Source organism: Methanolobus tindarius DSM 2278, assembly GCF_000504205.1.
In the GTDB taxonomy this organism is placed as follows: Archaea; Halobacteriota; Methanosarcinia; order Methanosarcinales; family Methanosarcinaceae; genus Methanolobus; species Methanolobus tindarius.
Genome location: NZ_AZAJ01000001.1, coordinates 2,787,813 through 2,813,253, shown reverse-complemented (window position 1 = coordinate 2,813,253; position 25,441 = coordinate 2,787,813). Strand labels below are relative to the sequence as shown.

At 40.7% G+C, this 25,441-nt stretch carries 23 protein-coding genes; 14 read left to right on the top strand and 9 right to left on the bottom strand.

Annotated features, from left to right (window positions below):
* Positions 1-58 precede the first annotated feature (58 nt).
* From METTI_RS13335 to METTI_RS13325, 3 genes are read left to right on the top strand one after another with little or no spacing between them, the layout of a single operon-like run.
* Entirely contained in the window at positions 59-1,249 is a 1,191-nt protein-coding gene (locus METTI_RS13335) for a geranylgeranyl reductase family protein (protein WP_023846356.1), read from the top strand.
* The gene (locus METTI_RS13330; RefSeq protein ID WP_023846355.1) at positions 1,249-1,623 is read left to right on the top strand and encodes a gamma-glutamylcyclotransferase family protein; all 375 of its coding nucleotides are present in this window, start codon (positions 1,249-1,251) and stop codon (positions 1,621-1,623) included. Before METTI_RS13335 ends, METTI_RS13330 begins: the two co-directional genes overlap by 1 nt.
* Complete coding sequence (locus METTI_RS13325) at positions 1,624-2,247, top strand: TatD family nuclease-associated radical SAM protein (RefSeq protein WP_023846354.1); 624 nt, start codon at positions 1,624-1,626, stop codon at positions 2,245-2,247.
* 101 nt (positions 2,248-2,348) lie between these two features.
* Here METTI_RS13325 and engB read toward each other — a convergent pair whose 3' ends face one another.
* The 6 genes from engB to METTI_RS13295 form a co-directional block, all read right to left on the bottom strand.
* On the bottom strand, positions 2,349-2,975 hold the full coding sequence (gene engB, locus METTI_RS13320; RefSeq protein ID WP_023846353.1) for a GTP-binding protein EngB: 627 nt from the start codon (positions 2,973-2,975) through the stop codon (positions 2,349-2,351).
* Between the two features lie 38 nt (positions 2,976-3,013).
* Positions 3,014-4,021 (bottom strand): DHHA1 domain-containing protein, encoded by a 1,008-nt coding sequence (locus METTI_RS13315; RefSeq protein ID WP_023846352.1) that lies wholly within the window; start codon positions 4,019-4,021, stop codon positions 3,014-3,016.
* Between the two features lie 65 nt (positions 4,022-4,086).
* A complete protein-coding gene (locus METTI_RS13310) occupies positions 4,087-5,376 on the bottom strand; it encodes a DUF11 domain-containing protein (RefSeq protein ID WP_023846351.1) in 1,290 nt (429 codons plus the stop codon).
* Between the two features lie 7 nt (positions 5,377-5,383).
* The gene (locus METTI_RS13305) at positions 5,384-6,958 is read right to left on the bottom strand and encodes a BatD family protein (protein WP_169729120.1); all 1,575 of its coding nucleotides are present in this window, start codon (positions 6,956-6,958) and stop codon (positions 5,384-5,386) included.
* A 55-nt stretch (positions 6,959-7,013) separates the two neighbouring features.
* Positions 7,014-7,517 carry a hypothetical protein gene (locus METTI_RS13300; RefSeq protein WP_023846349.1) on the bottom strand — a complete coding sequence of 168 codons (504 nt, stop codon included), beginning with the start codon at positions 7,515-7,517 and terminating at the stop codon, positions 7,014-7,016.
* Between the two features lie 12 nt (positions 7,518-7,529).
* On the bottom strand, positions 7,530-8,273 hold the full coding sequence (locus METTI_RS13295; RefSeq protein WP_023846348.1) for an RAD55 family ATPase: 744 nt from the start codon (positions 8,271-8,273) through the stop codon (positions 7,530-7,532).
* A 184-nt stretch (positions 8,274-8,457) separates the two neighbouring features.
* Here METTI_RS13295 and METTI_RS13290 point away from each other — a divergent pair, with 184 nt between their 5' ends.
* Both METTI_RS13290 and METTI_RS15975 read left to right on the top strand, forming a co-directional pair.
* A complete protein-coding gene (locus tag METTI_RS13290; RefSeq protein ID WP_023846347.1) occupies positions 8,458-9,198 on the top strand; it encodes a Nif3-like dinuclear metal center hexameric protein in 741 nt (246 codons plus the stop codon).
* Between the two features lie 13 nt (positions 9,199-9,211).
* A complete protein-coding gene (locus tag METTI_RS15975) occupies positions 9,212-9,373 on the top strand; it encodes a hypothetical protein (protein WP_023846346.1) in 162 nt (53 codons plus the stop codon).
* Positions 9,374-9,383: 10 nt separating this feature from the next.
* On the opposite strand, the gene METTI_RS13285 is transcribed toward METTI_RS15975, so the two are convergent.
* The 3 genes from METTI_RS13285 to METTI_RS13275 form a co-directional block, all read right to left on the bottom strand.
* Positions 9,384-9,917, bottom strand: coding sequence for a tRNA (cytidine(56)-2'-O)-methyltransferase (locus METTI_RS13285; RefSeq protein WP_023846345.1), 534 nt, complete (start codon positions 9,915-9,917; stop codon positions 9,384-9,386).
* A gap of 11 nt (positions 9,918-9,928) precedes the next feature.
* Complete coding sequence (locus METTI_RS13280) at positions 9,929-11,449, bottom strand: AMP phosphorylase (RefSeq protein WP_023846344.1); 1,521 nt, start codon at positions 11,447-11,449, stop codon at positions 9,929-9,931.
* 203 nt (positions 11,450-11,652) lie between these two features.
* Positions 11,653-11,952, bottom strand: a complete 300-nt coding sequence (locus tag METTI_RS13275; protein WP_023846343.1) for a DUF4405 domain-containing protein — start codon at positions 11,950-11,952, stop codon at positions 11,653-11,655.
* Positions 11,953-12,448: 496 nt separating this feature from the next.
* Here METTI_RS13275 and METTI_RS13270 point away from each other — a divergent pair, with 496 nt between their 5' ends.
* From METTI_RS13270 to METTI_RS13230, 9 genes are all read left to right on the top strand, one after another.
* A complete protein-coding gene (locus METTI_RS13270; RefSeq protein WP_048135492.1) occupies positions 12,449-12,913 on the top strand; it encodes a nucleoside deaminase in 465 nt (154 codons plus the stop codon).
* 150 nt (positions 12,914-13,063) lie between these two features.
* The gene (locus tag METTI_RS13265) at positions 13,064-14,242 is read left to right on the top strand and encodes a mechanosensitive ion channel domain-containing protein (protein ID WP_023846341.1); all 1,179 of its coding nucleotides are present in this window, start codon (positions 13,064-13,066) and stop codon (positions 14,240-14,242) included.
* A gap of 39 nt (positions 14,243-14,281) precedes the next feature.
* Positions 14,282-15,157, top strand: a complete 876-nt coding sequence (pheA, locus tag METTI_RS13260; RefSeq protein ID WP_023846340.1) for a prephenate dehydratase — start codon at positions 14,282-14,284, stop codon at positions 15,155-15,157.
* Between the two features lie 48 nt (positions 15,158-15,205).
* Complete coding sequence (locus tag METTI_RS13255; RefSeq protein ID WP_023846339.1) at positions 15,206-16,123, top strand: DUF7502 family protein; 918 nt, start codon at positions 15,206-15,208, stop codon at positions 16,121-16,123.
* Positions 16,124-16,226: 103 nt separating this feature from the next.
* A complete protein-coding gene (locus METTI_RS13250) occupies positions 16,227-17,198 on the top strand; it encodes an AAA family ATPase (protein ID WP_023846338.1) in 972 nt (323 codons plus the stop codon).
* A gap of 34 nt (positions 17,199-17,232) precedes the next feature.
* On the top strand, positions 17,233-18,117 hold the full coding sequence (locus tag METTI_RS13245) for a DUF58 domain-containing protein (RefSeq protein WP_023846337.1): 885 nt from the start codon (positions 17,233-17,235) through the stop codon (positions 18,115-18,117).
* Positions 18,117-19,991, top strand: a complete 1,875-nt coding sequence (locus METTI_RS13240; protein ID WP_023846336.1) for a vWA domain-containing protein — start codon at positions 18,117-18,119, stop codon at positions 19,989-19,991. Before METTI_RS13245 ends, METTI_RS13240 begins: the two co-directional genes overlap by 1 nt.
* Positions 19,991-22,510: a VWA domain-containing protein gene (locus tag METTI_RS13235; RefSeq protein ID WP_023846335.1), complete on the top strand. Its 2,520-nt coding sequence runs from the start codon at positions 19,991-19,993 to the stop codon at positions 22,508-22,510. The genes METTI_RS13240 and METTI_RS13235 overlap by 1 nt, the downstream gene beginning before the upstream one ends.
* Before the next feature lie 172 nt (positions 22,511-22,682).
* A complete protein-coding gene (locus METTI_RS13230; RefSeq protein WP_023846334.1) occupies positions 22,683-25,400 on the top strand; it encodes a hybrid sensor histidine kinase/response regulator in 2,718 nt (905 codons plus the stop codon).
* The last annotated feature ends 41 nt before the right edge of the window (positions 25,401-25,441 follow it).

The window sequence follows — 25,441 nt, the reverse complement described above, 5'->3', positions numbered from 1 at the left end:
TTTGGTCCACAGACCTGTGTAAACTGCAAAAAACAATCCACAAATCCTTTAAACAACCATGACACCTGAAGATTCATATGATATAATCGTGGTCGGAGCTGGTCCGGCCGGTTCCACCGCAGCAATGTACGCTGCAGAAAACGACATGTCAGTTCTCCTTATTGAAAAGAAAAAAGATATAGGAGTTCCTCTGCAGTGCGGAGGTTTTCTTCCGCATTATCCCATTCTGCAGGAACTGGTTCCAAATGCAGAACTCCCGGTAACCTTAGAAGAAATACCATCAAACTGCATACATGCAACTGCTTCATACCAGCGTTTCATAGCACCAAACGGCCTGTCAAAAGGTTTTGATGTTGACGCTGATGCAATTGACAGGAGACGTTTTGACAAACACCTTGCAAAAGAGGCTGCAAAAGCAGGAGCCGAACTACTTGTTGGGACAAATGTAACCGAAGTGGACGAAACCAGACTCTTCATGGACGGTGCTTTCGGTGAATTTGAAGTAGAAGGCAAAGTCATAATCGGTGCAGACGGACCAAATTCCATAGTTGGAAAAGCTTCCAACATGATCCGTAACCCTGACCCCATGGGAACAGGAACTGCTTTTGAGTATGAGCTCAGTGGAGTTGACATTGACAAAGAAGCCGTTGAGATGTATTTCGGCAAGGATTTCGTTCCTGGCGGATATGCATGGATAATCTCACAGGGAGGAGATACCGCAAACATAGGTGTAGGAATCAGGGAAGCTCTTTTTGAAGAACACCTCTGTGCAAGGGATTATCTTGAACGCTTCATGTACAAGCACCCAATAGCAAGCAAAAAACTTGAAGGTGCATCCATAACTTCAGTTGTTGCAGGACTGGTTCCCGTAGGCGGAGCACCGAAAGTAACTGCATCACACAACACACTGATAGCTGGCGATGCCGCAGGTCATATTATCGCAACCAACGGAGGAGGAATATCCACTGCAATGGTCGGTGGAAAACTTGCAGGTGAGACTGCCGCAGAATTCCTCAATGGCAAATGCAGGCTTCAGGAATATGACACAAGATGGAGACAGCAGATGGGACTTGAAATAAAAACCGCAGTCTATGTACGCAAACTTATGGACAAACTCATGCTCTCTGACAGGCTTATGACCACAGCCATTAAAATGATAACACCTGAACAGATGAAAGCCATACAGTGCGGTCAATTGCCTGACCCTGTCCAGAAGACATTAATGAAACTGAATGTGGGACTCAGTTAATGAATATCTTTGTTTACGGTACTCTCAAAAAAGGTGACCCTAATCATGCTCTTCTTGATAGCTCACGTTTTTTGTGTACAACACAGACAACTGAAAGTTACGTGATGCTTGACTTTGGAGCATTCCCGGGAGTTCTCAAACCCGAAGATATATCACAAATGCCAGTATCACCTATTAAAGGAGAAATTTACGAGATAAGTGAACAGAAACTGGAAGAGCTGGATCTCTATGAAGGTGACTGGTACTTCAGAGAAAGTGTCATGCTTGAAAACGGGCTCTCGGCTCTCATGTATTTCCTGAAGAAAATCCCGCCTGTCAACTACAAAATAATCACAGATGGAAACTGGTCTGGAAAAAATAGTGGAGGTTACTAGTTGAAAGATGAAAACAAAGAGAACGCAATTCCTCTGTTTGAAGGCACCATCAGCTATGAAGCATTTGGAAACCTCTATCTTAACATAACCAACCAGTGCAGTGCAAAATGCACATTCTGCATCAGAGAAGGGTGTGACGGAGTTTATGGTTACAATCTCCGCCTGTCCAGGGAACCAACTGAACAGGAAATAATATCAGACCTTGAAAAACATGACCTTAGCAATTACAAAGAAATTGTCTTCACAGGTTTTGGCGAACCAACCTGTCGTTTTGATACTGTTCTCCATATAACAGAATGGCTAAACAAAAAAGGAATGCATGTCAGGCTTGACACAAATGGCCATGCGGCACTCATGAATCCCGGCAGGAATATTATAGCGGAGTTAAAAGAAGCTGGCCTTGGTGCTGTTTCAGTTAGCCTAAACGCAGAGTCCGAAGACATATACAACAAAATTTGCAAGCCGGAATATGAAGGGTCATACAGGGCAGTTCTTGATTTTGCAAAAGAAGCGGTAAAAGCAGGAATCAAAACCCGCATGACCGTTGTTAGTCAGGAAGGAATTGACATCGATAAATGTGAAAAGATAGCTAATGATATCGGTGCCACTTTCAGGGTCAGATGAATAAAGAATAGTTCCTGAATACTTTTTGAAAATGATTTATCTCAGATATGATAGCTTTATGATTATCGAAGCCTTCGGAAGATACTTATTTTGTTTTATGTTCAGAAATACTTGAACAGGTCATCCCTCTTTTCAGAATGCAACCTCTGCCTGAGAAGTGATTTCAAAGTTTTAATGTCACCTTTTTTTGCACTTATCGGAGCAACGGTGTCAAGCCATTGTTTCCATGGAGGCAGCATGTTGAGTTTATCGCATATCTGGTCCAGTGTCGCATCTAACTCGTTGCTTTTAATCTTGTCAACCTTATTTACAGCCAGGATTATATCAAAACCCAGTTCCCGGAAAAGTTCAAACATCTCGATGTCAATTGGAAGCTCGTTACGCTCTTCCCAGCGTTTTACTATTTCTAAAAATGAAGCGCCATCAATGACAAGTACAGCAACATTAATCCTTTCAGCATTTTTCTCGATATAACGCACTATCTGGTCTTTCACAATATCCTGTTTGCGGTCCTTAACACCGCTCATAAAACCAAACCCAGGCAGGTCAGTCAGAAGCAAATCAGAATATCTAACATGAGTGGGTTTCAGTGTCACACCTGGACGCTTGCCTACTTTTACATTCTTTCCTGTAAGCTCCCTCATAATAGAAGACTTACCGACATTGGATCTTCCTGAAAAAATAATCTCGAAATTTATGCCCTCTATTTCATCAGTCTTCTTTGCCATTTATACCGCCGTTAATACTGCCGTTTACACAACCGTTTTTAAATTTCATCATAATTTGCAGCTCTGCTCTTCTGCACACCTATAGCCTTATCGAACTCGCGAAGGAAAGCATCAAATGATTCCTTAGGAATTCGTGCACCTGCAGCAGATGCGTGTCCACCGCCACTTCCTCCGAATGAGGGTGCTATTCTGCGAAGCAAACGGTTCAAGTCCACGGACTCAGAATTCCTTGAACGCAGACTCATATCATAAACATTCCTCTTATGGCGGAATTCGGCAGATATTCCCACATCCCGCTGTCCGTAGGAAGCAGCATATATAGCAGATTTTGACATATAACCATTGGGGTCAACCACATAAGCCAGGTTCTGGAGAGTTTTAACTTCATGCTTCACATGAATGCGGAGCTGTTCCTCAAGGTCAGCACCTTCTTTTGCATACTTTAATACACCCGGTATAGCTGTAGGTATCTTATCATGGGACAACGGCAGAACCAGCTTCCTCTTAAAATCATAGTTCCTTCCTGAATAGATGAGTGCCTGAATAAGTGTGCCGGCCTGGAAAAACAGGCTTCTTTTGTCCCAATCACGCAGCCACTCTTTCACAGAAGGACTGTTATCATAATAGTCCCCGATAGCACCGTAAATTGCCACCCTGCGCATATCCCTGCTAAGCCTTTTCTGAAGGACCTTATATGTAAGTTCCGAGGCACAAACAGTAAGATCATGATGAAGCCAGTCTGCACTTATGCATTTTTCCGGTAAAGGATGATGATCTATGTACGTAAGATTAGAAACTGATGCAACCTCATGAAGCTTTTTAAACAACTCAGTGCAATGCCTTTCATCAACAGCAATATCGCAAATTACAACGTTCTCATAACCGTCTGCAAGGTTCAGGTCATCTAAGACACCGACAGGAGATGTGAAATAAACATCACCTTCAGGATAAGCACTTTTTGCAATAGCACCGGAACATACTCCATCCGAATCCCCATGTGTCAGGATAAGGGTGGATTTGTTCCCATGCTGTCTGGATTTTGTCATGTAAACTACCCTCTTAAGCAAATATAGAGTAACTTATAGAAATATTCTCATGCCAGAAAATGACATCATAGTATTTTGTCTTTGGTATTGCTCAAAAATTCCGTAATTTTGTCCAGAATATCATACAGGAATTGCAGTTTACCATGATCCTCCTCTGGCTCGAGAGATTCCTGAGTCTGATTGGAACTTTCATCAGTTACAACCGTTTCCTCAGTGTAATCTACATCATCCTCAATATCCCCACTACCGGCACTTGTTGCCACAACGACATCAGGATCAATAACCTCAAGGAGGATTTTTTTAGAATATGATGTCCCTGAATATTCATTTGAATCTACAAATTTGACAACAGCTGAAGGAATGATAATTTCTCCCCCTTTATCCATTTGCACCGTATATTCTACTGAAAATGTACTGTCCGGATGTAATACAAGACTTCCACCCATTACGCCAGAAATTATTTTTCCCCCGACCGGAAGCTGGTCTGTAAGACTTATATAAGCTGCCCTGTCACCTTCGTTAACCACATCAACAGTCATATTTACATTTTCATTCAAATTGACACTATATGCATCAAGCGTCTTACTAACTTTTATGTCAGGACCGTGGACCACAAGAGTGGAAGAATTCATTTCTTTGGAATATACTCTTTCGTTTAACTCTGCATTTATTAAAGTCCCGTTAATCTCATAAGTACCCGGTTTTAATGCTTTTACAGAATATTGAAGCGTCTTTGTACCATATGAGTTAAAAGAGTAATTCCAAACACCGTCTGAATCGGGATCGAATACAAGACCATCGGGCAACACTGCTTTTATAGTGACTGAATCAACCGGTTCCGGCTCCATATGCGTGATATCAAGGATATAATAAGCTCTTTCTCCCATGTATATTTCATCACTGAACTTCTCATCAAATTCAAATGTTGCATCAATTTTTTTAACTATTTTTGGAATTGATCCGGTTGAATTAGAGACAGCAACACTTAAAACAGTGTACGGTGCCGGTATATCATTGCCTGTAATTATTTCAATTGCAGTGATATTTAATCTGTCGTCAAAAACACTATTATTTGTAAGACCAACTGTATTATTACTTAAAATTGCTCCCCATGAATCTCCATAGACACTGTTGATGGTAAGCATCACATAATCAGTTTCGACATCAATAGGTTTTGCAGGCGAGAAATCCTCAGCTTTTATAAGGTAGCCGCTGTGGTTGACCTCATCGCCCCAATAAAGAGTGTACTCCTCCGCATCCAGCCATTCAACATCATCCGACTGTGCACTTGCAACAATACAGAGGTGTGATAACAGCACAGTCAGTCCTATGAAAAGGAAGATTTGCTGTCTCATAAAGTCATTACCTGTCTTTGCGTTTTGATACGAAATAAACTGCAAACATTGCAAGTATCATAAAGCTTGCTTCAAATCCCGGTTCAACCCTGTCATCCTCTTCATCGTAAATGTAATCATCAGTATTGTCATCTGAAATACTTTGTGAAGCACTTGATGAGCTTGATGATGAAGACGAGGACGAACTTTCAGTTGTTACTTCTTCTGAAGGGTCAACAACTGTTATAATAGGCATATTTGAAACCCTTTCACCTTTGTACTCTTCAAAATCAATGAATGTTGCAGTTGTCTCAGGAACTTTAATATCCTCTGTTCCTTCAACTCTTACTATATAAGAATAAGTGTAGCTTTTTCCATGAGTCGCAACATCATGGAAACTAAGATCGCCACTTACATAAGTTGCGTTCTCAGGCATTGTTTCTGTTGTGGTTACACTGGCATCCTTTGTACCCTGGTTTTTCACTGTTACCTTAACTGTAACCTCATCACCGGAACTTACTGATTCAGGACTTACTGTTTTAGTAATTACTATATCAGGTCCGTCAATTTTTAATTTGGAAGTATCTGATTTAAAAGTGTGAGTTTTTCCATTCGGATCAGTAAAAGTAGCCGTTGCAGCAGGGATAGTAAAAGTACCTGTCTTGGTTGGTTTTAAGGTGTACTCCAGTATTTTCCCTGCAGTTTCTTTAGAAGTTAAAGACAGTTTTACTTCTGTCTCAACATTATCCTGAACCTCGAGATCGCCTGTCTGCGGATTGTTTAGTGTCACAGAGCTCAGGGAGTATATTCCATTGTTCCATATACTCACGGAAACATGAGCAGTTTCATCGATATATATTTCTTCAGTTACAGTTTTTGTGACGACAAGTTCTACAACAGGCAGAATAGTAATTGTCTCGGTTTCTGAATCTTCATGGATCTCACCATTTATGTCTTCTGACTTTGTAGTTACTGTAATGTCAACATCAGTTTCATCCCAATATTCAGGAATCTCAAGTTCAATTTCTATCTGGTCAAGCACTTCATCTTCTGCTATTGAAGTAAAGTGATATGATGTCTTACCATCAATAAGTTCCATACCATCGGTATCAATCTCTACTGTAAGATCCTCAGCTTCAGCGTCGCCTTCATTGTCTATATCAATAGTTGCAATAATTGAACGGTATGTTACAGTACGTGGATCATATTCATCAGATTCGGTGTCAATAACTATACCCATCTCAGGAATACCTCGATCATAAACTTCGATTGCAGCAGTTGGATCATCCATATTTCCTGTCCATTCGTCGAGATTAAGAGTGACTGTTTTAACTAGAATACGAAGGTCATCACCATTTTCGCCGTCCCTGTATTCAAAGCTTTCTCCGGCACGTGCAGGGGATTTCTTTTCAAGAACACCGTCACGGTATATGCCTATACTTACGTATTTGTCCTCATTAAAGTCTTCAACTTTTATTGTGTAATCGTCCAGAGTAAGAGTTCCACCCCATTTCAGAGTGCCACTCTTTGCAGCGCTATCGCTCCATTCAATGTCATCAAGCGTATATGCCATTGCAGGTAAGCTTAATAGAGCAATAAACATCAGACAAAAAAACATTTTACGAATCATAGAAATCCCGGACCTATCGTTTTTAGTACTATATTTTTGGATATAAGGGCTTAAAACCCCTGAGCTGAGAAGGCCTGTCAATGACCTTGGTTCTTGAAGTAGACTCAGGCATATTCATAAGCGAAGGTCGTAGTATCATTCCTGCAATAGATTTATCAGTTACCACGGAACTTCCATACCCGGAATTAATACGACCATTAGTATTACTAGATATACTTATATCATATACTACTTTCGAATCTTGACGCTCTTTTTCAGCCTCTTTTTTAGAGAGACCTGCATGCATGTCTCTTTCTTTGGCTTTGATGCCTTCTGATTTGCCCGTGGTGTAACGTTCCTTTACCAGTGTGGCAAATCCGGCTGTTTTGGCAAGATCTTCCAGCATGGAATAGCGTTCACTAACCCATCCCAGTTCTGAATGCTTGTGGTAACCTACTTCATAGCCCAGATCATAGGCACTTTTTGTAAGTTCAGCAACCTCAGCATCAGTAAGCTGGGTTTTTTCTTCCTTTTTGGAGAAAAATCTTACCATTTGGATACACCATCATTCAAGAAGGCCACTTATAGCAAGACCCTTATCACCGAAATTAACCGCACGCATGTTACAATCATGCTTTGTACCACGCATTTTGATAATTTGCATTGCACGGGTCATTGTTTTATCATAAAGGAAATTGTGCATGAATATTACACCATGTGCAGCGAACTGCTCAGTAGAGTAAGCACTTGGATCGGTCATCTCGGATATGAGTATGGTCGTGCAGCCGAGTTTCTTAAGATTCCTTATAAAACGGCTCATTTCCTTTTCCTGCAAGGAGAGATCCCTTGTGGTGAACCTGATTGCAGAAACGGAATCTATGACCAGTCTCTTTACATCATACTCTGATACATAGGCTGCGATTTCCCTGAATACCATTGCAGGTGAAGGAGCCTCATGCTCGCCTGCTGATGTTGAAACTTCATAGTCAGGAGTTATGTACTCACTCATCTCATCCATAAAACCATATTCCATCCTCGGACCAAGATCTGCAAAGAGCAGCTTTTTCATCTTGATAAGGGTGAGCACATTCATGGAGTAGTTGGACATATCATCGATAATGTTCTGCGGACTTTCAAGTAAGGTTACATAAAGTCCGGTTTCGCCAAGAGCCGCACCGTGCGCCAGATATTGCACGCAAAAAGTTGTTTTTCCACTGCCTGGTGGACCACTCACCAGATACACACGATCAGAGAGCAGACCGCCCTGCACCAGATCATCAAAACCTTCTATGCCTGTCTTTATCCTCATGAACTATCCTCGAATAACCACTAGTTAGTCTATATATAAGATTTATTTATAATTATACTGTGCATCTATTTGAATGCTTCGATTGTATTTACATACAAAAAATAATAGTGAACTTATAGTATTGTGCAAAATTTGCAAAGCTTTTTCCGACAGCTTAAAATCAGTTTGAATTTATTCTTTTTCTATGCAACTAAAAGATGTTATCAGTGTACTGGAGGATATCGCCCCTCCTGAACTGGCGGAAGACTTTGATGTCGGCAGGATAGGTCTGAACCTTGACATGCAGAACGACATTAAAAAGATAGCTGTCGCACTTGATCCTACAGAATATATACTTAACAGGGCAGCTATGATAGGGGCTGATTTACTTGTCACACACCACACATTGATATTCCATGCAGTGAACTGCATCAATAAAAAACTGGCAGACAGCCTGAAAATTGCACTTGATAACGGGATTTCAATGTACTCAATGCATACAAATTACGATAAGGCTAAAGGCGGAATCAACGATGCACTGGCAAAGAGGCTTGGACTTTCTGATATACAGGAAATCCCCATCGGCCGCATAGGCAGCATTGCTCCATGTTCTGTGGATACTTTTGTCAACCATGTTTCCAAAAGCCTTGGAACCCATGTAATGTTTGCAGGAAACATTGATGAGATAAAAAAAGTAATGGTATTTGGAGGAGGTGGCTTCCGTTCTGAGTACATTGAAACTGCAAGAAGTTTTGGTGCCGATGCCTATGTGTCATCTGAATTAAAGCATGACATAATGCGTTCTTATAGTGACATGCTGCTTGTGGACGCAACACACTACGCCACCGAAAACCCAGGAATGCAGGATCTCTGCCCGTTGCTTGCAGAAAGACTTGGAATTGATGTGGAATTTATAGAGCATGACCCGCTGATAAAGACGATTTAATCTCTGTGATAATATGTCTGAAGAAAAAGACAGAAATACTGATGAAATTGATGAAGATGAACTGGATGAACTCTTCGAGCAGCATGTAAAGAGAAGAGAAGATCCGAAACACCGGGGATACGGTAATTATGAAAGAAGAAGGATTTACAAAGGTCCTTCTGTAAAAAGAGATTGAAGAGAAATCGTTATTCTCTCCTGTCAATTACTTTTTTACCACATTTCTCAGGAACTATTGTCAATTCCCCGCCTTCAAATTCTGCCCTCAGTGGATCGGTTCCCGCTATGCGATCAAGGGTAACGGCTACTGCGGCAACTTCTGAATGAGGCTGGTTTCCAACTGCAACATTCCAGTCGGCCATCTCATAGATCTCAAACGGGACTTTTTCAGCACCAACAACTATCATAAGCTTTTCACAGTCCTTTATCTCAGGAACCGCATCCGGGAGGTTAATCCCATACATTGACAGGTGACAAACCTTGCCGCCGTCTTCTTTCCATTTTTTGATCTCAGCTTTCCAGCTCACATCATTATTAACATAGAAATCACCGCCAAAACGGTTGGAAACATCAGCAATGTTTTCTGAAAGCTTTTTATCATCCGATGCAAGGAGCATACCTTCGGCACCGAAGGCACGTGCTGTCAGGCCAACATGAGTGGTTATCCTCTTGTCACGCTGCGGACGGTGGCCAAGTCTTAATATTACTATTTTTTCAGGCATGTTGATCGTTTTCAGAGTTCTGTTACATCAGCAACTTTCTCAAGAAGCATACCTTCTACAACAATCGGAAGGTCTTCCCTTGCATTTTTAATTGCATCTGCCAGCTTGTCTTCTTTTTCAGCATAGATTGTAAGTACTGGCTGACCAGCTTCAACTGCCTCACCACGCTTCTTGTGAATCCTTACACCTGCACCCTTATCATTTGGGGCGCCTGCAAGCCTTGCAATCTGAACAATGCGCTTGTTATGGAACTCAAGTACATATCCATTTGTAGGAGCCTTCAGTTCTGCGGTATACTGACCTACTTTGATATCCCTGTAAGTTACACTGGGGTCTCCGCCCTGTATCTCAATGATCTCTTTCAGCTTTGCAAATGCTTTGCCGTTTTTCAGGGTTTCTATTGCAAGGTCATGACCCTGTCCTTTTGCAGCAACCCCTCCCATCTCAAGGAGCATACCTGCAAGAACTGCACTCTTTTCAATAAGACTGTTCGGACCTTCCATTGTTTCAAGAACCTGCAATGCTTCAATAACCTCAAGAGCAGGACCAACTGTTCTTCCAACAGGAGAAGCTCCGTATGTCAGCGCACAATCAACATCCATACCAAGGCGGTCTCCAAGGTTGATAAGGTCCCTTGCAAGTTTCCTTCCGGTTTTCACATCAGGAATCTTAGTACCTGCTCCGGTAGGAATATCCATAACAACTTTCTGTGCTCCGACTGCACCTTTTTTAGCCATTATTGAAGCCAGAAGCTGGCAGTGCGGGTCAATTGAAAGCGGATACTCTATCCTGATAAGTTTGTCATCAGCAGGTGCGATATTAGTTGCACCGCCCCATACGATTACACCACCGACTTTCTCGGTCATTTCCTTGATCTGCTGGGCTGTGAACTCTACGGGAGCAAGAATTTCCATGAGATCCGCTGTTCCGCCTGCACCTGTAATTGCACGGGAACTTGTTTTAGGGATAAGCAAGCCGTTAGCTGCAACAATAGGAACAATCAAAAGAGAGATTTTGTTTCCGGGAACTCCACCAATGGAGTGTTTGTCCATGATAGGAGTTGTGGCAAACTCTATGCGTTCACCCGTATCAATCATTGCCCTGGTAAGCCATTCGGTCTCATCCTCACTCATATCTTTAATGTAGGTAGCAGTAAGGAAAGCAGCCAGTTCAATATCATTCAGGTTCTCTTCAACAATATCCTTGACTAGCTCATAAATCTCATCTCTTTCCAGCCTCTGGCCATCCATAACCTTTCTGATTATGCGTGCGGATTTTGGTTTTTCTGCTGGTTCAACTTCAACTGTTTCTGTCCACTCTTTCTGAAGTTGTTCATGAACTTCATGATACAGCCCTATCATTCCGGGAGCTATCATATCCTCTGTGAAATCAACAATAGCTGTCAGGACTCTGTGATCCCTGATTCTTACCCTGTCACCTTCATTTACTCCCATTTCCTTGGCATCAATGGTATTGAGTACTACCTTGTATTTGCCGACCTTAATATCAATAGGTTGAACTTTTAGCTGCATCATTTCACCTTTAGTATAATATAACAGGGAAATACGCGAAGGAATAAATAGCTTTACGATAAGCCGGAAAAAAAGGTCAGGAATATCTGAAATATACAGGAATTATAGGAATTATGGGAACTATGGAGAGCAGAAAAATAGAAATAAGTATAGAAATAACTTATAGATAAGTGGGAAAATCCCAGATACCTGTAATTAATAAATTAGTCTTCAACCGGAACTGCTTGTGCGGTTTCACACTTTGCAGAAAGGCTGCTCTTACCGGTCAGCAAGTTCTTTGTTGTGCAAGCCATCCATTTCCAGTGTAATACCAGATGTATTACTGAAAATGCAACCATCAGTATCCCTATCTGTTCATGTATATGAAGAAGTTCCCTGCTGTCAAATCCAAGGAAACTGGTTCCATGGCTTCCATACATCAGGACAACTCCTGTTACGCTTACTACGACTGACTGTAATAATAGTGGCATATCCACTATATAATTAAGAGTATGTCTTTTCATTTATCCAATCCTCCTTATAATTCTGATATTCCTCTGTTTTTGTTCTTATTCTCTTTTTCTGATTTTTCAGATATTGTTTTTCAGATTTGTTATTCAGTGTTGTTTGGTGGTATACGATATGAAATTGTGATTTTGTGATTGGTAGAAAGATCACATGTTATTGATGGTGTACGACATGTATGGTGGTACATTGTTGGTGGTTGGTGATGATGGTGGTTGGTTGTTGGTACATTAACATGCGATCTTACAATTCCCAGATTCTCAAATGCAAATATAAACATACTTACCATAGAAAAGACGAAATAAAGCTTTAATTTCAGATTAAAAGAAGATAAAGTTTTGAAATGATGATGAAGCTATAATACTTATTTTCTGACATAATAAATGCCTTATAAAGTTTTATTTTAAATATAATTCACAAAAAAATCTCAAAACATCGAATTTACCGGTTGAATCTACCACTTCATTTAAAACCAATAAATAGTCATACTGTTTCATGGAAAAATTCATGCAGATTGCAATAGATGAAGCAAGGGAGGGAATGGAACACAATCATGGAGGACCTTTCGGGGCAATTATAGTCAAGGACGGAAAAATAATATCCAGAGCACACAACAGGGTATTAGTTACCAATGACCCCACAGCTCATGCTGAAGTCCTGGCAATTCGTCAGGCATCCGAGGTCCTGGACAAATTTGACCTTTCTGACTGTGAGATTTATACAAGTTCACAGCCATGTCCCATGTGTCTTGCAGCAATCTACTGGGCACGAATAACAAAAGTGTATTTTGGAACTAACAAAGAAGATGTTGCAGCAATAGGGTTTGATGACAGCCTTTTCTACAAATTTATCAGAGGAGATGCCGACAAGAGTACGCTGGAAATCATCAACATTGACAGGAAAGAATGTCTCGAACTTCTCAAAGAATGGGATGAAAAAACCGATAAAGAAATGTATTAACTGGCGACACCGGGGAAATTTACATTATACAATCTACATTATATATAGGATGAATTGATGATAATTAAGGCGATTATCAAAATTATCAACACTGGGCAAAACAAAGAGAGTTTGCTTAACTAAGATCAAAGAGAATAAAAGAGGGGAAACGTGGACATAAATCAATTAATCCCGGGAATAATATCATTACTGGTAACCCTCTCACTAATACTCATCTTTAATTATCTGTTCCACAAAAAGAACCTCTTTTCCAGGGAAAGGATAATTCAGCAAATTATCTACATATCAATACTGGCAATCGGACTTTTACTCACCATATTTACATTGCCAATTAACGTTGAAGACAAGAACCTTGTCCTGACTTTTGTGAGTATTGTCATCGGTGCCATAATCACTTTCTCTTCCACGACTTTTGTGGCAAATGCAATGGCAGGTATTATGCTCCGCCTGATTAATCCGTTCAGGGTAGGAGATTTCATCAAAACCGACGGAACCTTTGGCAGGGTTACAGAGATTTACTTCCTGCATACTCAGGTCCAGTCTATTGACCGTGATCTGATTACAATCCCTAACCTGACACTTGTATCAAAACCCCTGAAAACCATAAGGTCATCAGGTACTATTATTACTACAGGTGTTTCACTGGGATACAATATACCAAGAAAGGATATTGAAAAAAGTCTTCTTCAGGCTGCTGAAACTACAGGACTTGAAAATCCTTTTGTGCATGTAGAGAAACTGGGCGACTTCTCAATAAGCTACAAAGTCGGGGGTCTTCTGAAGGATATTGACAGGATAATCACTGCAAGATCGGATTTTAAGAAGAATGTAATTGATAAGCTGCATAACTCTGACATAGAGATAGTTTCGCCTACATATATGAACCAGAGAGTGTTCAGTGAAGACTACGTGTGCATGCCACCAAAAGAAGATACAGGAAAAATCACGAAAGAGAAAGAACCTGAGATCCATACTGAAGATATCATCTTTGACAAAGCTATAATGGCCCAGATGCTTGACAGGATTTATACTATAGCAGATAAGCTGCCTGCCCGCAGAAAGGATATGGAAGATAAGATAAAAGAAATCCCTGATGAGGATAAAAGGGCAGAGTTAAAAGAACAGATCGGCATGCTTGCTAAAATTGAAGAAGACATCAACCCTGAAATACAGGATCTTAAAGACCTTCCGGATATAACATCCATGCCAGATGACAAAGATGATGAATATATAGAAAAGCTTGTTACTGCTGAGAAGGACATAACTCTTCTGGACAACAGGCATGAAGACCTTGAGAAGAAAATATTTAAAGCCCTTGAACAAGAATGATGAAAAGATTTTCTTAGATTAGGGTCATTGAGGAACAGAATGAGAATTGGAGTACTCGGGCTTAAAGGCTCATATTCAGAAAAAGCTGCAAAGCAGTGGATTGCAGAAAACGTACCGGGAGAAGATAATAATCTTGAGCATTGCTCGGATATTCAGGATGTTTTTTCCCTGCTGGAAAATGAAGAATGTGACATTGGTGTAGTGCCACTTGAAAATTCAATTGAAGGATCAGTTGGTGTTACCCTTGACCTGCTTCTTGAAAAGGATGTAACCATCATCGGTGAGGCCATTGTTACGATAGAACACTGTCTTCTTTCAAATGGCAGAAAAGAAGATATCAAAGTTATACTTTCACATCCGCAGGCTCTTGGACAGTGCCGCAACTTTGTGAAAAAGACATTCCCGCTTGCAGAGCTGAGAACCACAGGAAGCACGTCCCATGCTGCAAAACTTGCTATGGAATTTGAGGAAATGGCTGCAATAGCCTCCCCGGAAACAGCAGATGTATATAAACTGGATATTCTGATGCCTGATATTCAGGACAGGAAACACAATCATACACGTTTTGTTGTTATTGCAAGATCTGAGACCGCAGAAGATTTAGTCAAATCCCTGAGACTTGTGGATTCGGATATTCCTTACAAAACATCAATAATAGTTTATCTTGACCGCGACCGTCCGGGTGCGCTTTATTCCATACTGGGAGAATTTGCAGGACGTAATATCAATCTCACAAGGATAGAGTCAAGACCATCAAAGAAAGTACTGGGAGACTATGTTTTCTACATTGACTTCGAGGGAAAAATAAGCGATGATATTATAAAAGATGCAATATATAACATAGAGTCGAGCGTAGGGATGCTAAAAATGCTTGGTTCTTACCCGGAATTAGATTCCGGTTGTAAATCCAACTGATATATACAGAAAACTAAAATTTACCTTACAGAAAAAAGCGGTGCAATTATGGATACGGACGTCAGGAGTTTTGTTAAAAAACAGGAAGCTGCACTCAAAAAATATCGCCGGCTATACAAAATTCTGGATTTTTTCGGAACTGCAATAATTCTGTATTTATTGTTATTCTATTTCCGCATGGATCAGGTTTTCCCGTATCTCAGTAGTTTTGAAGTCCGTGCAGGAACTTTTTATGATATCCTGGGAATCAGTATTGCATTTGAGACTCTTGCATTATCTTTTGTAGCAGCTTTCTTTTCACTAATTATAACAGTGATTCGTCATCTTAGAGATGATAAGACAAAAGCAATTCCACTTATTGAGAAAAAGAACCCGGAACTGCATGAAAAACTGAGAACAGCATATGATAATGCCAATGAGGGAAACCTCATTGTTGCAGACCTTCTAAGTTCGGTATCATCAAAGATTGCAGTTATTGCTTCATCAGCCCTTCTCATAAAAGGTAAACTGGTAATTGGAGTTGTGCTTATCCTGGTTTCCAGTACAACAACGGTATATGTAGTAGACCATGATGTACGCACCAATCTTTTTGATCAGAGTGAGCTTGGGGATGTAGTAGACAGCATTCCTGGAATAGGTAACGGTGACGATACCTCATCCGGAGACGATATTTTTGTTTTCGATGACGAAGGAAGTGATGAAGACAGTAATTCACTTACAGAGAATCTCACAGGAGACACTGCAATAATCATTGAAGATGGGAAAGAAGTTGACCTCACACTACCTGCCGGATCAGGCGTGGGTTTTTCAGAAGGAAATGAATCTGAAGAATCTGATACTGATTTTGACCAGTCATCACCTTACGAGAGAAGTATAATTTCATCCCAGACATATGATGAGGAACTGCCTGATGGCTACGAGACTATCATCAGGGAATACTTTGAAGCGCTGGCTGAGGCTGATTAAACATTTAATATTCATATTAAAATTTAAAACAATCATAATTTTACAATTTACAAAATTCTATTAATACATCTTAATTCACAGGACAAAGATAAAGGAGATAACAATGGCTAGTGAGATGAACTCAAGGGACCTGTCACAAACATATAAAATGGCTGGTGATATGTTCGTGACCCTTTTCAATGAAATTGGAAAGGTAGTTGTAGGCCAGGCAGAAACGGTAGAACAGATAGTAATCGCAATACTTTGTAACGGGCATGCACTTGTGGAAAGTAATCCGGGTCTTGGAAAAACACTTACAATTTCCACCATATCAAAATCAATGGACCTGAACTTCAGCAGGATACAGTGTACACCTGACCTTATGCCTGCGGATATCACAGGAACCCAGATAATTGAAGAAAATGACGGACACAAGGAATTTAAGTTCGAATACGGACCTATTTTTGCAAACATCGTGCTTGCTGATGAAATAAACCGTGCTTCACCCAAGACACAGTCATCTTTACTTGAAGCCATGCAGGAAAAGCAGATAACTGTTGGAAATGACACGTACATCCTTGAGCAGCCTTTTTTCATACTGGCAACCCAGAACCCCATAGAAATGGAAGGAACTTTCCCGCTTCCAGAAGCCCAGCTTGACAGGTTCCTGCTCAAGATCCTTGTAGATTATCCAAGCTACGAAGATGAGATAGAGATAGTAAACCGCTATACAAAATCAATTTCTCCAAGTGTCAACAAGGTTGTTAACAAGAACACACTGCTTGACCTTCAGAAACTCACAAGGGACGTTCCGGTTGCAGATGATATCAGGAACAGGGCTATCAAAATTGTCATGTCAACACGTATCAGCAGTGAGTTTATAGAATACGGTGCATCCCCAAGGGCATCCATTGGTATTATCCTGGCAGCGAAGGCAAGGGCACTTATCAAAGGACGTAATTACGTCAGTGCCGAGGATATCGATGCCATGGCGTATCCTGTACTCAGACACAGGGTCGTGCTCACTTTCGAAGCTGAAAGAAGAGGCGTGACCACTGACCAGGTTATCAAGAGCATACTTGAGAAGATAAAGTAAGGCTGTTTGCCGTTAACTTACAAGGGCACTTGCAATGAGCGACAAGAGACATAATATTGATGTTGAGTTCTTCAGGCAGCTTGACCGCTTTACCTTCATGGTAAGGAAAAGAATATCAACTGCATATGCTGGTAGCAGACGTTCCATCCATAGTGGAAGAGGACTGGACACCATCGGCTACCGTGAGTATAACCGGGGAGATGAAATAAAGTCCATTGACTGGAAAGCATATGCGAGGTCTGAGAAACTCTATATCAGGCAGTTCGAGGAAGATAAATCCCTGACCACCCACATTCTGCTGGATTCCAGTAAAAGTATGGACTATACCGGCGGAGAGGAAATCAGTAAGTTCGAATATGCCACCATGCTTGCCGCTGGCTTTGCCTATCTTGTAACCAAGGACAATGATAAGTTTGCCATATCCACCTTTGCAGAGAATGTCGAGTTCTCAAAACCCAGAAGAGGAAGAAAATATTTGCTCAAAACCATCGAGAGACTTGAAACGGTTCCAATTGGTGGTAAAACAGACATCAATGAATGTACTATACAGTACGGAAAAGCCATACACTCCCGATCACTTGTTATCCTTATCTCCGATTTCATGCAGGATCCTAAAGATATAGAATCCGCAATCTACCGCTTTTCCGATCATGACCTTATACTTGTACAGGTGCTTGACAGGACAGAAAGTTCTCTTGAAATTCACGGGCACAGCAGGCTTATTGACCTTGAATCCGGTGTTAAGCTTGACACATATATCAGCGAGGATTTAAAGAGCGAATACCAGAAAAAGCTCACAGACCACATCAACCACATCGGTGATACATGCAGCAGGGTTGGTGCGGAATTCTACACATTCACCACTGACATTCCCATTTTCGATGCTTTCTTCCACACAATCAGCCGGAGGAAATGGTAATGCCTTTCGATAATCCAGTGGCACTGGCTGCTCTTGCGAGTGTTATTCCACTTATAATATTGTACCTTCTAAGGCCGAAACCACTTCAGGTACAGATTCCTTCCCTGATGTTCCTCATGGATATAAAGGAAGAGAAAAAACGATTCTACACGTCCATTTCCAAACTTGTAAAGGACCCGCTATTCTTTATCCAGCTATTTGTGCTAATACTCCTTGCACTTGCAGCTGCTTCGCCTTACTTTGAAAGTCAGGAAGCACTTAGCGGAGATCATACGGTGCTTATCATTGACGGTTCTGCAAGTATGCAGACAGACAACAGGTTCAGTGATGCGATATCAAAAGCAGAGGATTATGTCAGTAAAACAAACACAGTCATTCTTGCAGAAAGCACACCGGTAACAATTATTGAAGAAGCTAATGCCCAGGCAACCTATGATGCACTTGAATCAATGCAGGCACAGGCAACTGTTGCTTACATGTCAAGTGCCATTTCAGCAGCCATGAGAATACTTTCAGACCAGGGAGGAAACATTGTTGTTGTTTCTGATTTTGCAAGCTGGAACGGTGATGACCCGGTAAATTCCATGAAACTTGCTGAGTCCTACGGACTTAATGTGCAGTTCCTCCTTGTCGGCAGGGAAGCCGACAACATTGGAATTATCCAGGGAACAATTGAAGTTGAAGATGGTAAGTACAATTATAACGGAGTTATCAAGAACTACCAGAACAGCAGGCAGACTATTGATGTTGAGATTGAGAATCTTGACAGTGGAAAGACAAGTTCAACCTCTCTTGCAATACCTGCAAGGTCAACAAAGCAGCTTCGCCTTACAAACCTTGGAACCGGCATAACGGAAGTAAGAATTCTTGATGATGACAGCCTGGCGGCAGACAATACTGCTTATATTTCAATTCCTAAAATTTCAGACAGGCAACTGCTCTTTGTGACAGATGTAGATGACCTGCCCTCAAAAATAGCACTTTCACTTATACCAACAATTACTGTTAAAGAACTTGAAGGCGTGCCTGGTGACCTTTCAGATTACAGCATCATTGTGATTGCGAATAAAGAAAGAGCACTTGCAAGCAATGAGATATCACTTCTAAGCACTTATCTCAACGCAGGAGGAAAAGTCGTATTCATTGCAAGTGAAGCATTGTCATCTGAAAATGCAAAAACAGAACTTGTGGAGCTTCTTCCTGTAATGCCTGAATCCGTAGAAGATACAGATGGCGGAGTGACACTTGAAGTTGTCCAGGATACAAGACTCAGTGAGAACATAAAGTATGACGAAGTGGCAATGTACAAATACCTTAATGTTACGGAAAGGATTGAATCAACAACCCTTGTTGCCACTGAAGATGACGTACCCATGCTGGTATACGGACCTGTTGGTGACGGGACTTCAGTTTATCTTGGAATAAATGACATTGCAGGTGAAGATGCATGGAATAACTTCCACAACCTGCCTGAATATCCTGTATTCTGGTCAAAGCTTGCCGGATGGCTTGGAGGAACCGGAAGTGTACAGGACTATAATCTCAAGACAGGAACTGTTTCAGCGCTGGCAAAGGAACAGGAAATTCAAACTCCAAGCACTACGGATACTGTAAGCCGTGTACTTTATGACGAAGTGGGTGTTTACCAGGTAGCCGGAAAAGAGATTGCTGTAAACTTATACACTGATAAGGAATCTGACACAACGCTTGAAGGCGATGATGTTATTGAACGCTCACAGGCTGACGATGAACCTGGAATTGTACGTGAAAGCTCGTATACAGCAAAGAATTACCTTGATACTTATATGATAATCATTGTTTTTGCATTAGTTATACTGGAGCTTCTTGTAATAAGAAAGAGAGGTGAGCTCTGATGGTAAGTTTTGAAAATCCGGGAATATTCTGGCTTATATTGCCAGTTCTTATTGCAGGACTTTATCTTCTGAAAAAGGGAACTAAAAAAGGACTTATTATATCACGTATCATTGTTGCCATTTTGCTTATTACTGCCCTGGCATCACCTTTCATATTAGTCGCAAGTGTCACTTCAGACGACAATCCGAATATTGTGATAATCTCCGATGAAACAGATAGTATGGAGATATTCTCAAACGAATCAGCAACTGAACTTTATGAAGCTCTTACTGCAAAAACACCGACATCACTTGTACGTCTTACCGGAGACAGCACTGCACTTGGTGATGCCATTGTGCAATATTCCACAGGAGATAACCAGATTGTGCTGGTTTCTGACGGTAACAGCAATACGGGAGAAGATGTGGAAACAGCACTGCAATTTGCACAGGAAATGGGAACCACTGTATACTATGTACAGCCGGAAGTGGAGTACAACGACATCAGTGTTGAAATTGAAGGTGACAAGACCGTTGTACGTAACAACGAGAACCAGTTCAACATCATTGTCACACAGGCACTGGAACAGGAAATCAGGTACACTTATGAACTATACAGCGATGACACACTAATAAGCAGTCGTACCATTACCCAGACAGAACGTACAAAAACAATACCAATTACACAGGTCACATTCAGAACTCTGGGAGCACACACCCTGAGAACTGAAATTATACCCTCAAGCTTTGATTATGACCCAATAAATAATGAATTCTACAAAGCGATCTATGCGATCCCAAAACCAAAGATAAGGACAATTGGACTTGATGTTAATTCCCCGCTTGCAGATATATTGCTTAATCTCTACGATGTTTCAAGAACCGGAGAACTTGCAAACATTGACAGTCGCAAGGCAATAGTTGTCGATAATACTCATGCAAACACTTTCAGTGAGAGCGAAGTAGAAGAACTGAAAAGTTTCCTCAACGATGGAAAAGGAATTGTTGTTGTTGGCGGTGACAGTTCCTATAACTTCGGCGACTATCTCAATTCATCCTTTGAAGAAATACTTCCTATTCGCTCTGAGCCAACTGACTGGACTGGCGGAAGAAGTATTGTGCTTGTTCTCGATCTATCAAGTAGTCTTGCAGCACAAGATGTGGCGTTTAACAAATCAAAATCATACTTAGAAACCAGTGAGATTGATGAAATATTGTCCATGGCAAACAGTATTATTGATAATGAAGATCTTCGTGATTCAGACCTATCCGTTATTACATTTACTGATAGTGCACAAGAAGTATCAGATGGATTTATTGTACTATCTAATGAAAATGACAGAGAAGACCTAATGGACATAGTTTCACATTTAGAACCACCATATACAGAAGATTCACATATAGAAAAAGCATTGTCATATGCAGAAGAGGAACTAAACCAAAAAGGTGGACAATCCCTGGTTATTATTATCTCGGACGGAGGAATTGGAGTCAATTCTGAAGTTTATAGTGACAGCGTCGAAATAGCATCCAGAATGCATGATAATGGTATAGATTTCATATTTATACATGATTATTCAATAGATACAAACAACCAGAAAGATAGTAACGGTGATTATTATGCAGAATCATTTATCTATTCAATTGGCCAAACTGATGGATATTATTTTGTTGAAGATACCTATACTGTAGACATTGATTTTGGAACTGCTGATGAGGATGAACCGGACTTTGAGGAAGAAACTGATTCGGGTGATTTCCCCCTGATAGAACTTAACTCCAAGCATTTCATCACAAAGAACATTGAGATTGAAGGCAGTGTCACTGGTTACAATGACGTTACACCAAAAGCCGGAGCTGACAGGCTTATCATAACAAGTACAGGTAAACCAATACTTACCACATGGAGATACGGACTTGGGAGAGTAGCCTCAATAACCACTGATGATGGACTTGGCGGTGACAATATGTGGGCAACTGAGCTTTACTCTGGCAACAACTCCAAACTTATTTCGTCAACTGTTAACTGGGTAATTGGAAATCCAATTGAGGAAAGTGGAGCTGTTGTTGAAGCAGATGACACATGGTATGGTACTCCTACCACAATTGAACTTACAATGTATGATGAAGGCATTCCAACATTGAAGCTTGATGATGAAACACTTGACCTGTCACTTACCGGAACTAATGTCTATGAAGCTGTTATCGAACCGGATTCAATAGGAATGCACTATCTTTCAGGCTATCCGGTGGCAGTGAACTACGCCCTTGAATACAGGAATATGGGAGTAAATGAAGATATGCCAAGTCTTATAATAGCAAATGGTGGGACCATATATGGTTCGGTAACCGAGGCAAGATCAGGTATATTTGAGAAAGCGCAGGAAAATTCTGAAAAACTGGTAAAGGAAAGTGTAAGCCAGAAATACTATTTCCTGATTGCAGCCCTCATATTATTCCTTGGTGAAGTAATCATTAGAAGGATGAAAGAAATAAAGGAAATGAAACAACAGGAAAAAGAAATCAGGCATGAAGACTGAATTCCTGTTAACATTCTTTTTTTCTTTTTAGATTGGTTATTATTTTTTATTATCAAACCTGTAACTTTATTAATATGTACTTCGCATATACATGTGTAACAATTGCCATGATGCGTACACGAATGAAAAATGAACATGATTGTCATGATGTACTTATTGACAAGGGGATCAGATGACTGATAGTCAGGATCTAAAAATTCTGTTTGTAGAAGACGTACCCGAAGACCTGGAACTTGCCAAAAGGAAAATAAAAAGCAGTGGCCTTGAGTTTGAATCTTTTCTGGCGGAAAAGGAAGATGAATTTTTAAAAGGCCTGTATGAATTCAAACCTGACATAATCATATCAGACTACATGCTGCCTGAATTTGATGGTATGCGGGCACTTGAACTGGCACTTACATACAACATCAACATACCTTTTATCATCCTTACAGGTTCCATGAACGAGGAAATAGCTGTTGAAGCCATGAAAGCCGGTGCTACGGATTATATTCTCAAGGAACGCATCAGCAGGTTACCATTTGCCATCAGGGAAGCTATTGATGTTAAAAAAGCACTGGTTGAAAAGAAAATAGCCCTGAATGCCCTTAAATCCATGTCAGAAATAGTGCAGCAATCCCCGTTTTCTGTTATTTCTACGAATCTGGAAGGGATAATAACAAGCTGGAACAAAGGAGCCGAAAGAATATTTGGTTATACATCCGAAGAAGCTCTGGGCAGGAATGTATCTATTCTCTATCATAAAAATGACTTTGATGTACTGCAAAATTATGTTATAGAACCTTTGCTTGCAAAAGGATACAACCAGGTACAAGTCAGGTTATTGCGAAAAGGAGGAGAACTTTTCATTGGGTCTCTCTCACTATGGGTGGTAAAAGACGGCGCAGGGAATCCTATTGGAATGGTGGGTTACACATATGACATCACCAAAGAAGTGGAAGCTGAAAATGAGCTCAGGATAAAAGACCAGGCAATTGAATCCGACATTGATGGAATTGTGCTAGTTGACCTGAATGGAAACCTTACATATGCAAATAGTGCAGCGTGCAGTATGTGGGGCTATGCAGACAAAGAAGAAGTTATCGGTAAGAAGATAACAGATTTTCTGGCGTCAGATGAAGATGGTGAACGAATACTGAATGAACTAAAAGAACATGCTTTTAAATCCGAGTTCAAGGCAGTTAGAAAAGACGGCTCTGAGTTTCCTGTATGGTTATCTGCATCGAGGATCAGGGACAGCGATGGAAAGATAGTTTCTTACATGGGTTCACTTGTAGATTATACTGAGAAAAAGAAAGCTGAAGATGCACTTGAAACCAGTGAACAGATGTACCGGCTGCTTGCCGAGAACACACTTGATTGTATCTGGTCCATGGATATGAACCTGAATTTTACATATGGAAACCATGCCGTTTACAATATACTCGGATATCTTCCGGAAGAGTGGATCGGATCAAATTTAAAAGATCATTGTGATGAAGAGAATTTCAATAAAATGAAAGAATATATCGGTATCGGTATGCAAAAAGCCCCAATTTCTGAGGGCATTCGTTTTCAGGTTGACGTGCTTAATAAAGAAGGTCATTCAGTACCCGTAGAAATAATCGGTAAACTAATTTTCGATGAAAACGGAGCACCTGTTTGTTTACAGGGAACCACAAGAGACGTTACTAAGAGAGTGGAAGCCGAAAACGCCCTGAAAGAAAGTGAAGAAAGACTGGAACTTGCACTAAGGGTTTCTGAACATGGATTCTGGGTTTGGGATCTTGACCAGAATGATTTCTATTTCAATCCAAAAGCATACACTATGCTAGGTTATGAAGACAATGAGTTTCCCATGTCAATAGACGTATGGAGTAACATGATGCATCCTGATGACAGGAAGCAGGTAATTCCCGAAATCATTAATTGTGTAAATAAAAGAAAGCCCTTTAGTTTTGAGATACGAATGACAGGTAAATCCAGTGATTGGATCTGGGTGCTGGTAAAGGGAAATACCTTTAATCTGAAAAGTAAAAAGCATTGGGCAATCGGAACCCTTGTTGATATTACAGAAAGGAAGAAGACTGAAGAGCAAATGTTGCTTGCAAGAATAGCAGCCGAGGAAGCTAACCGCTGCAAAAATGAACTGCTGGCAAACATGAACCATGAACTCAGGACACCGCTTAACTCAATCATTGGATTTTCAGATGTACTTCTGACTGGAAGCCTTGGACAGGTCAGCGCTGAACAGGAAAAATACCTTCGTCTTATGAACAACGAAGGTCACAGGCTTTTGAGCCTTATCAACCACGTACTGGACCTTTCAAAAATAGAATCTGATGGTATAACTCTTAATTTTTCAAACTTCGATCCGGTTTTGGTTGCTGAAAATGTTATGGAATCCACAGAGATGCTTGCTAAGAAAAAGAACATAAGAGCAAGCATGAGTACCGATAGAAATATTGGCACTATAACTGCCGATGTTGACAAGTTCAGGGAAATACTCTACAACCTAATAGAAAATGCACTCAAATTCACACCCCAAAGCGGGAATATTGTTGTTGTTATGAACAGGAAAGATGAAGAGATAGAAGTTTCAGTTCAGGACACTGGAATTGGGATTGCAGAAGAAGACAGAGAAAGAATATTTGATGCATTTGTGCAGGTGGATGGTTCCACCACAAGAAGATATGGAGGAGCCGGACTTGGGCTTGTACTTGTAAGAGAGTACCTGAAAATGCATAACGGATGCATCCGTGTTGAAAGTGAAGCCGGCAAGGGTAGCAAGTTCATTTTTAAGATTCCCGTATATCCTGTCAGGAAAGAGAAATCTGAATATAAAACCCCTATGAAAAGAGGGATTTGCAGGCCAAAGTACCAGCAACAGTCCCAATCACCTAAACCGTAAGCTTCAAGGATGTTTCTTTTCAATATATTTGTGGAGTTTAT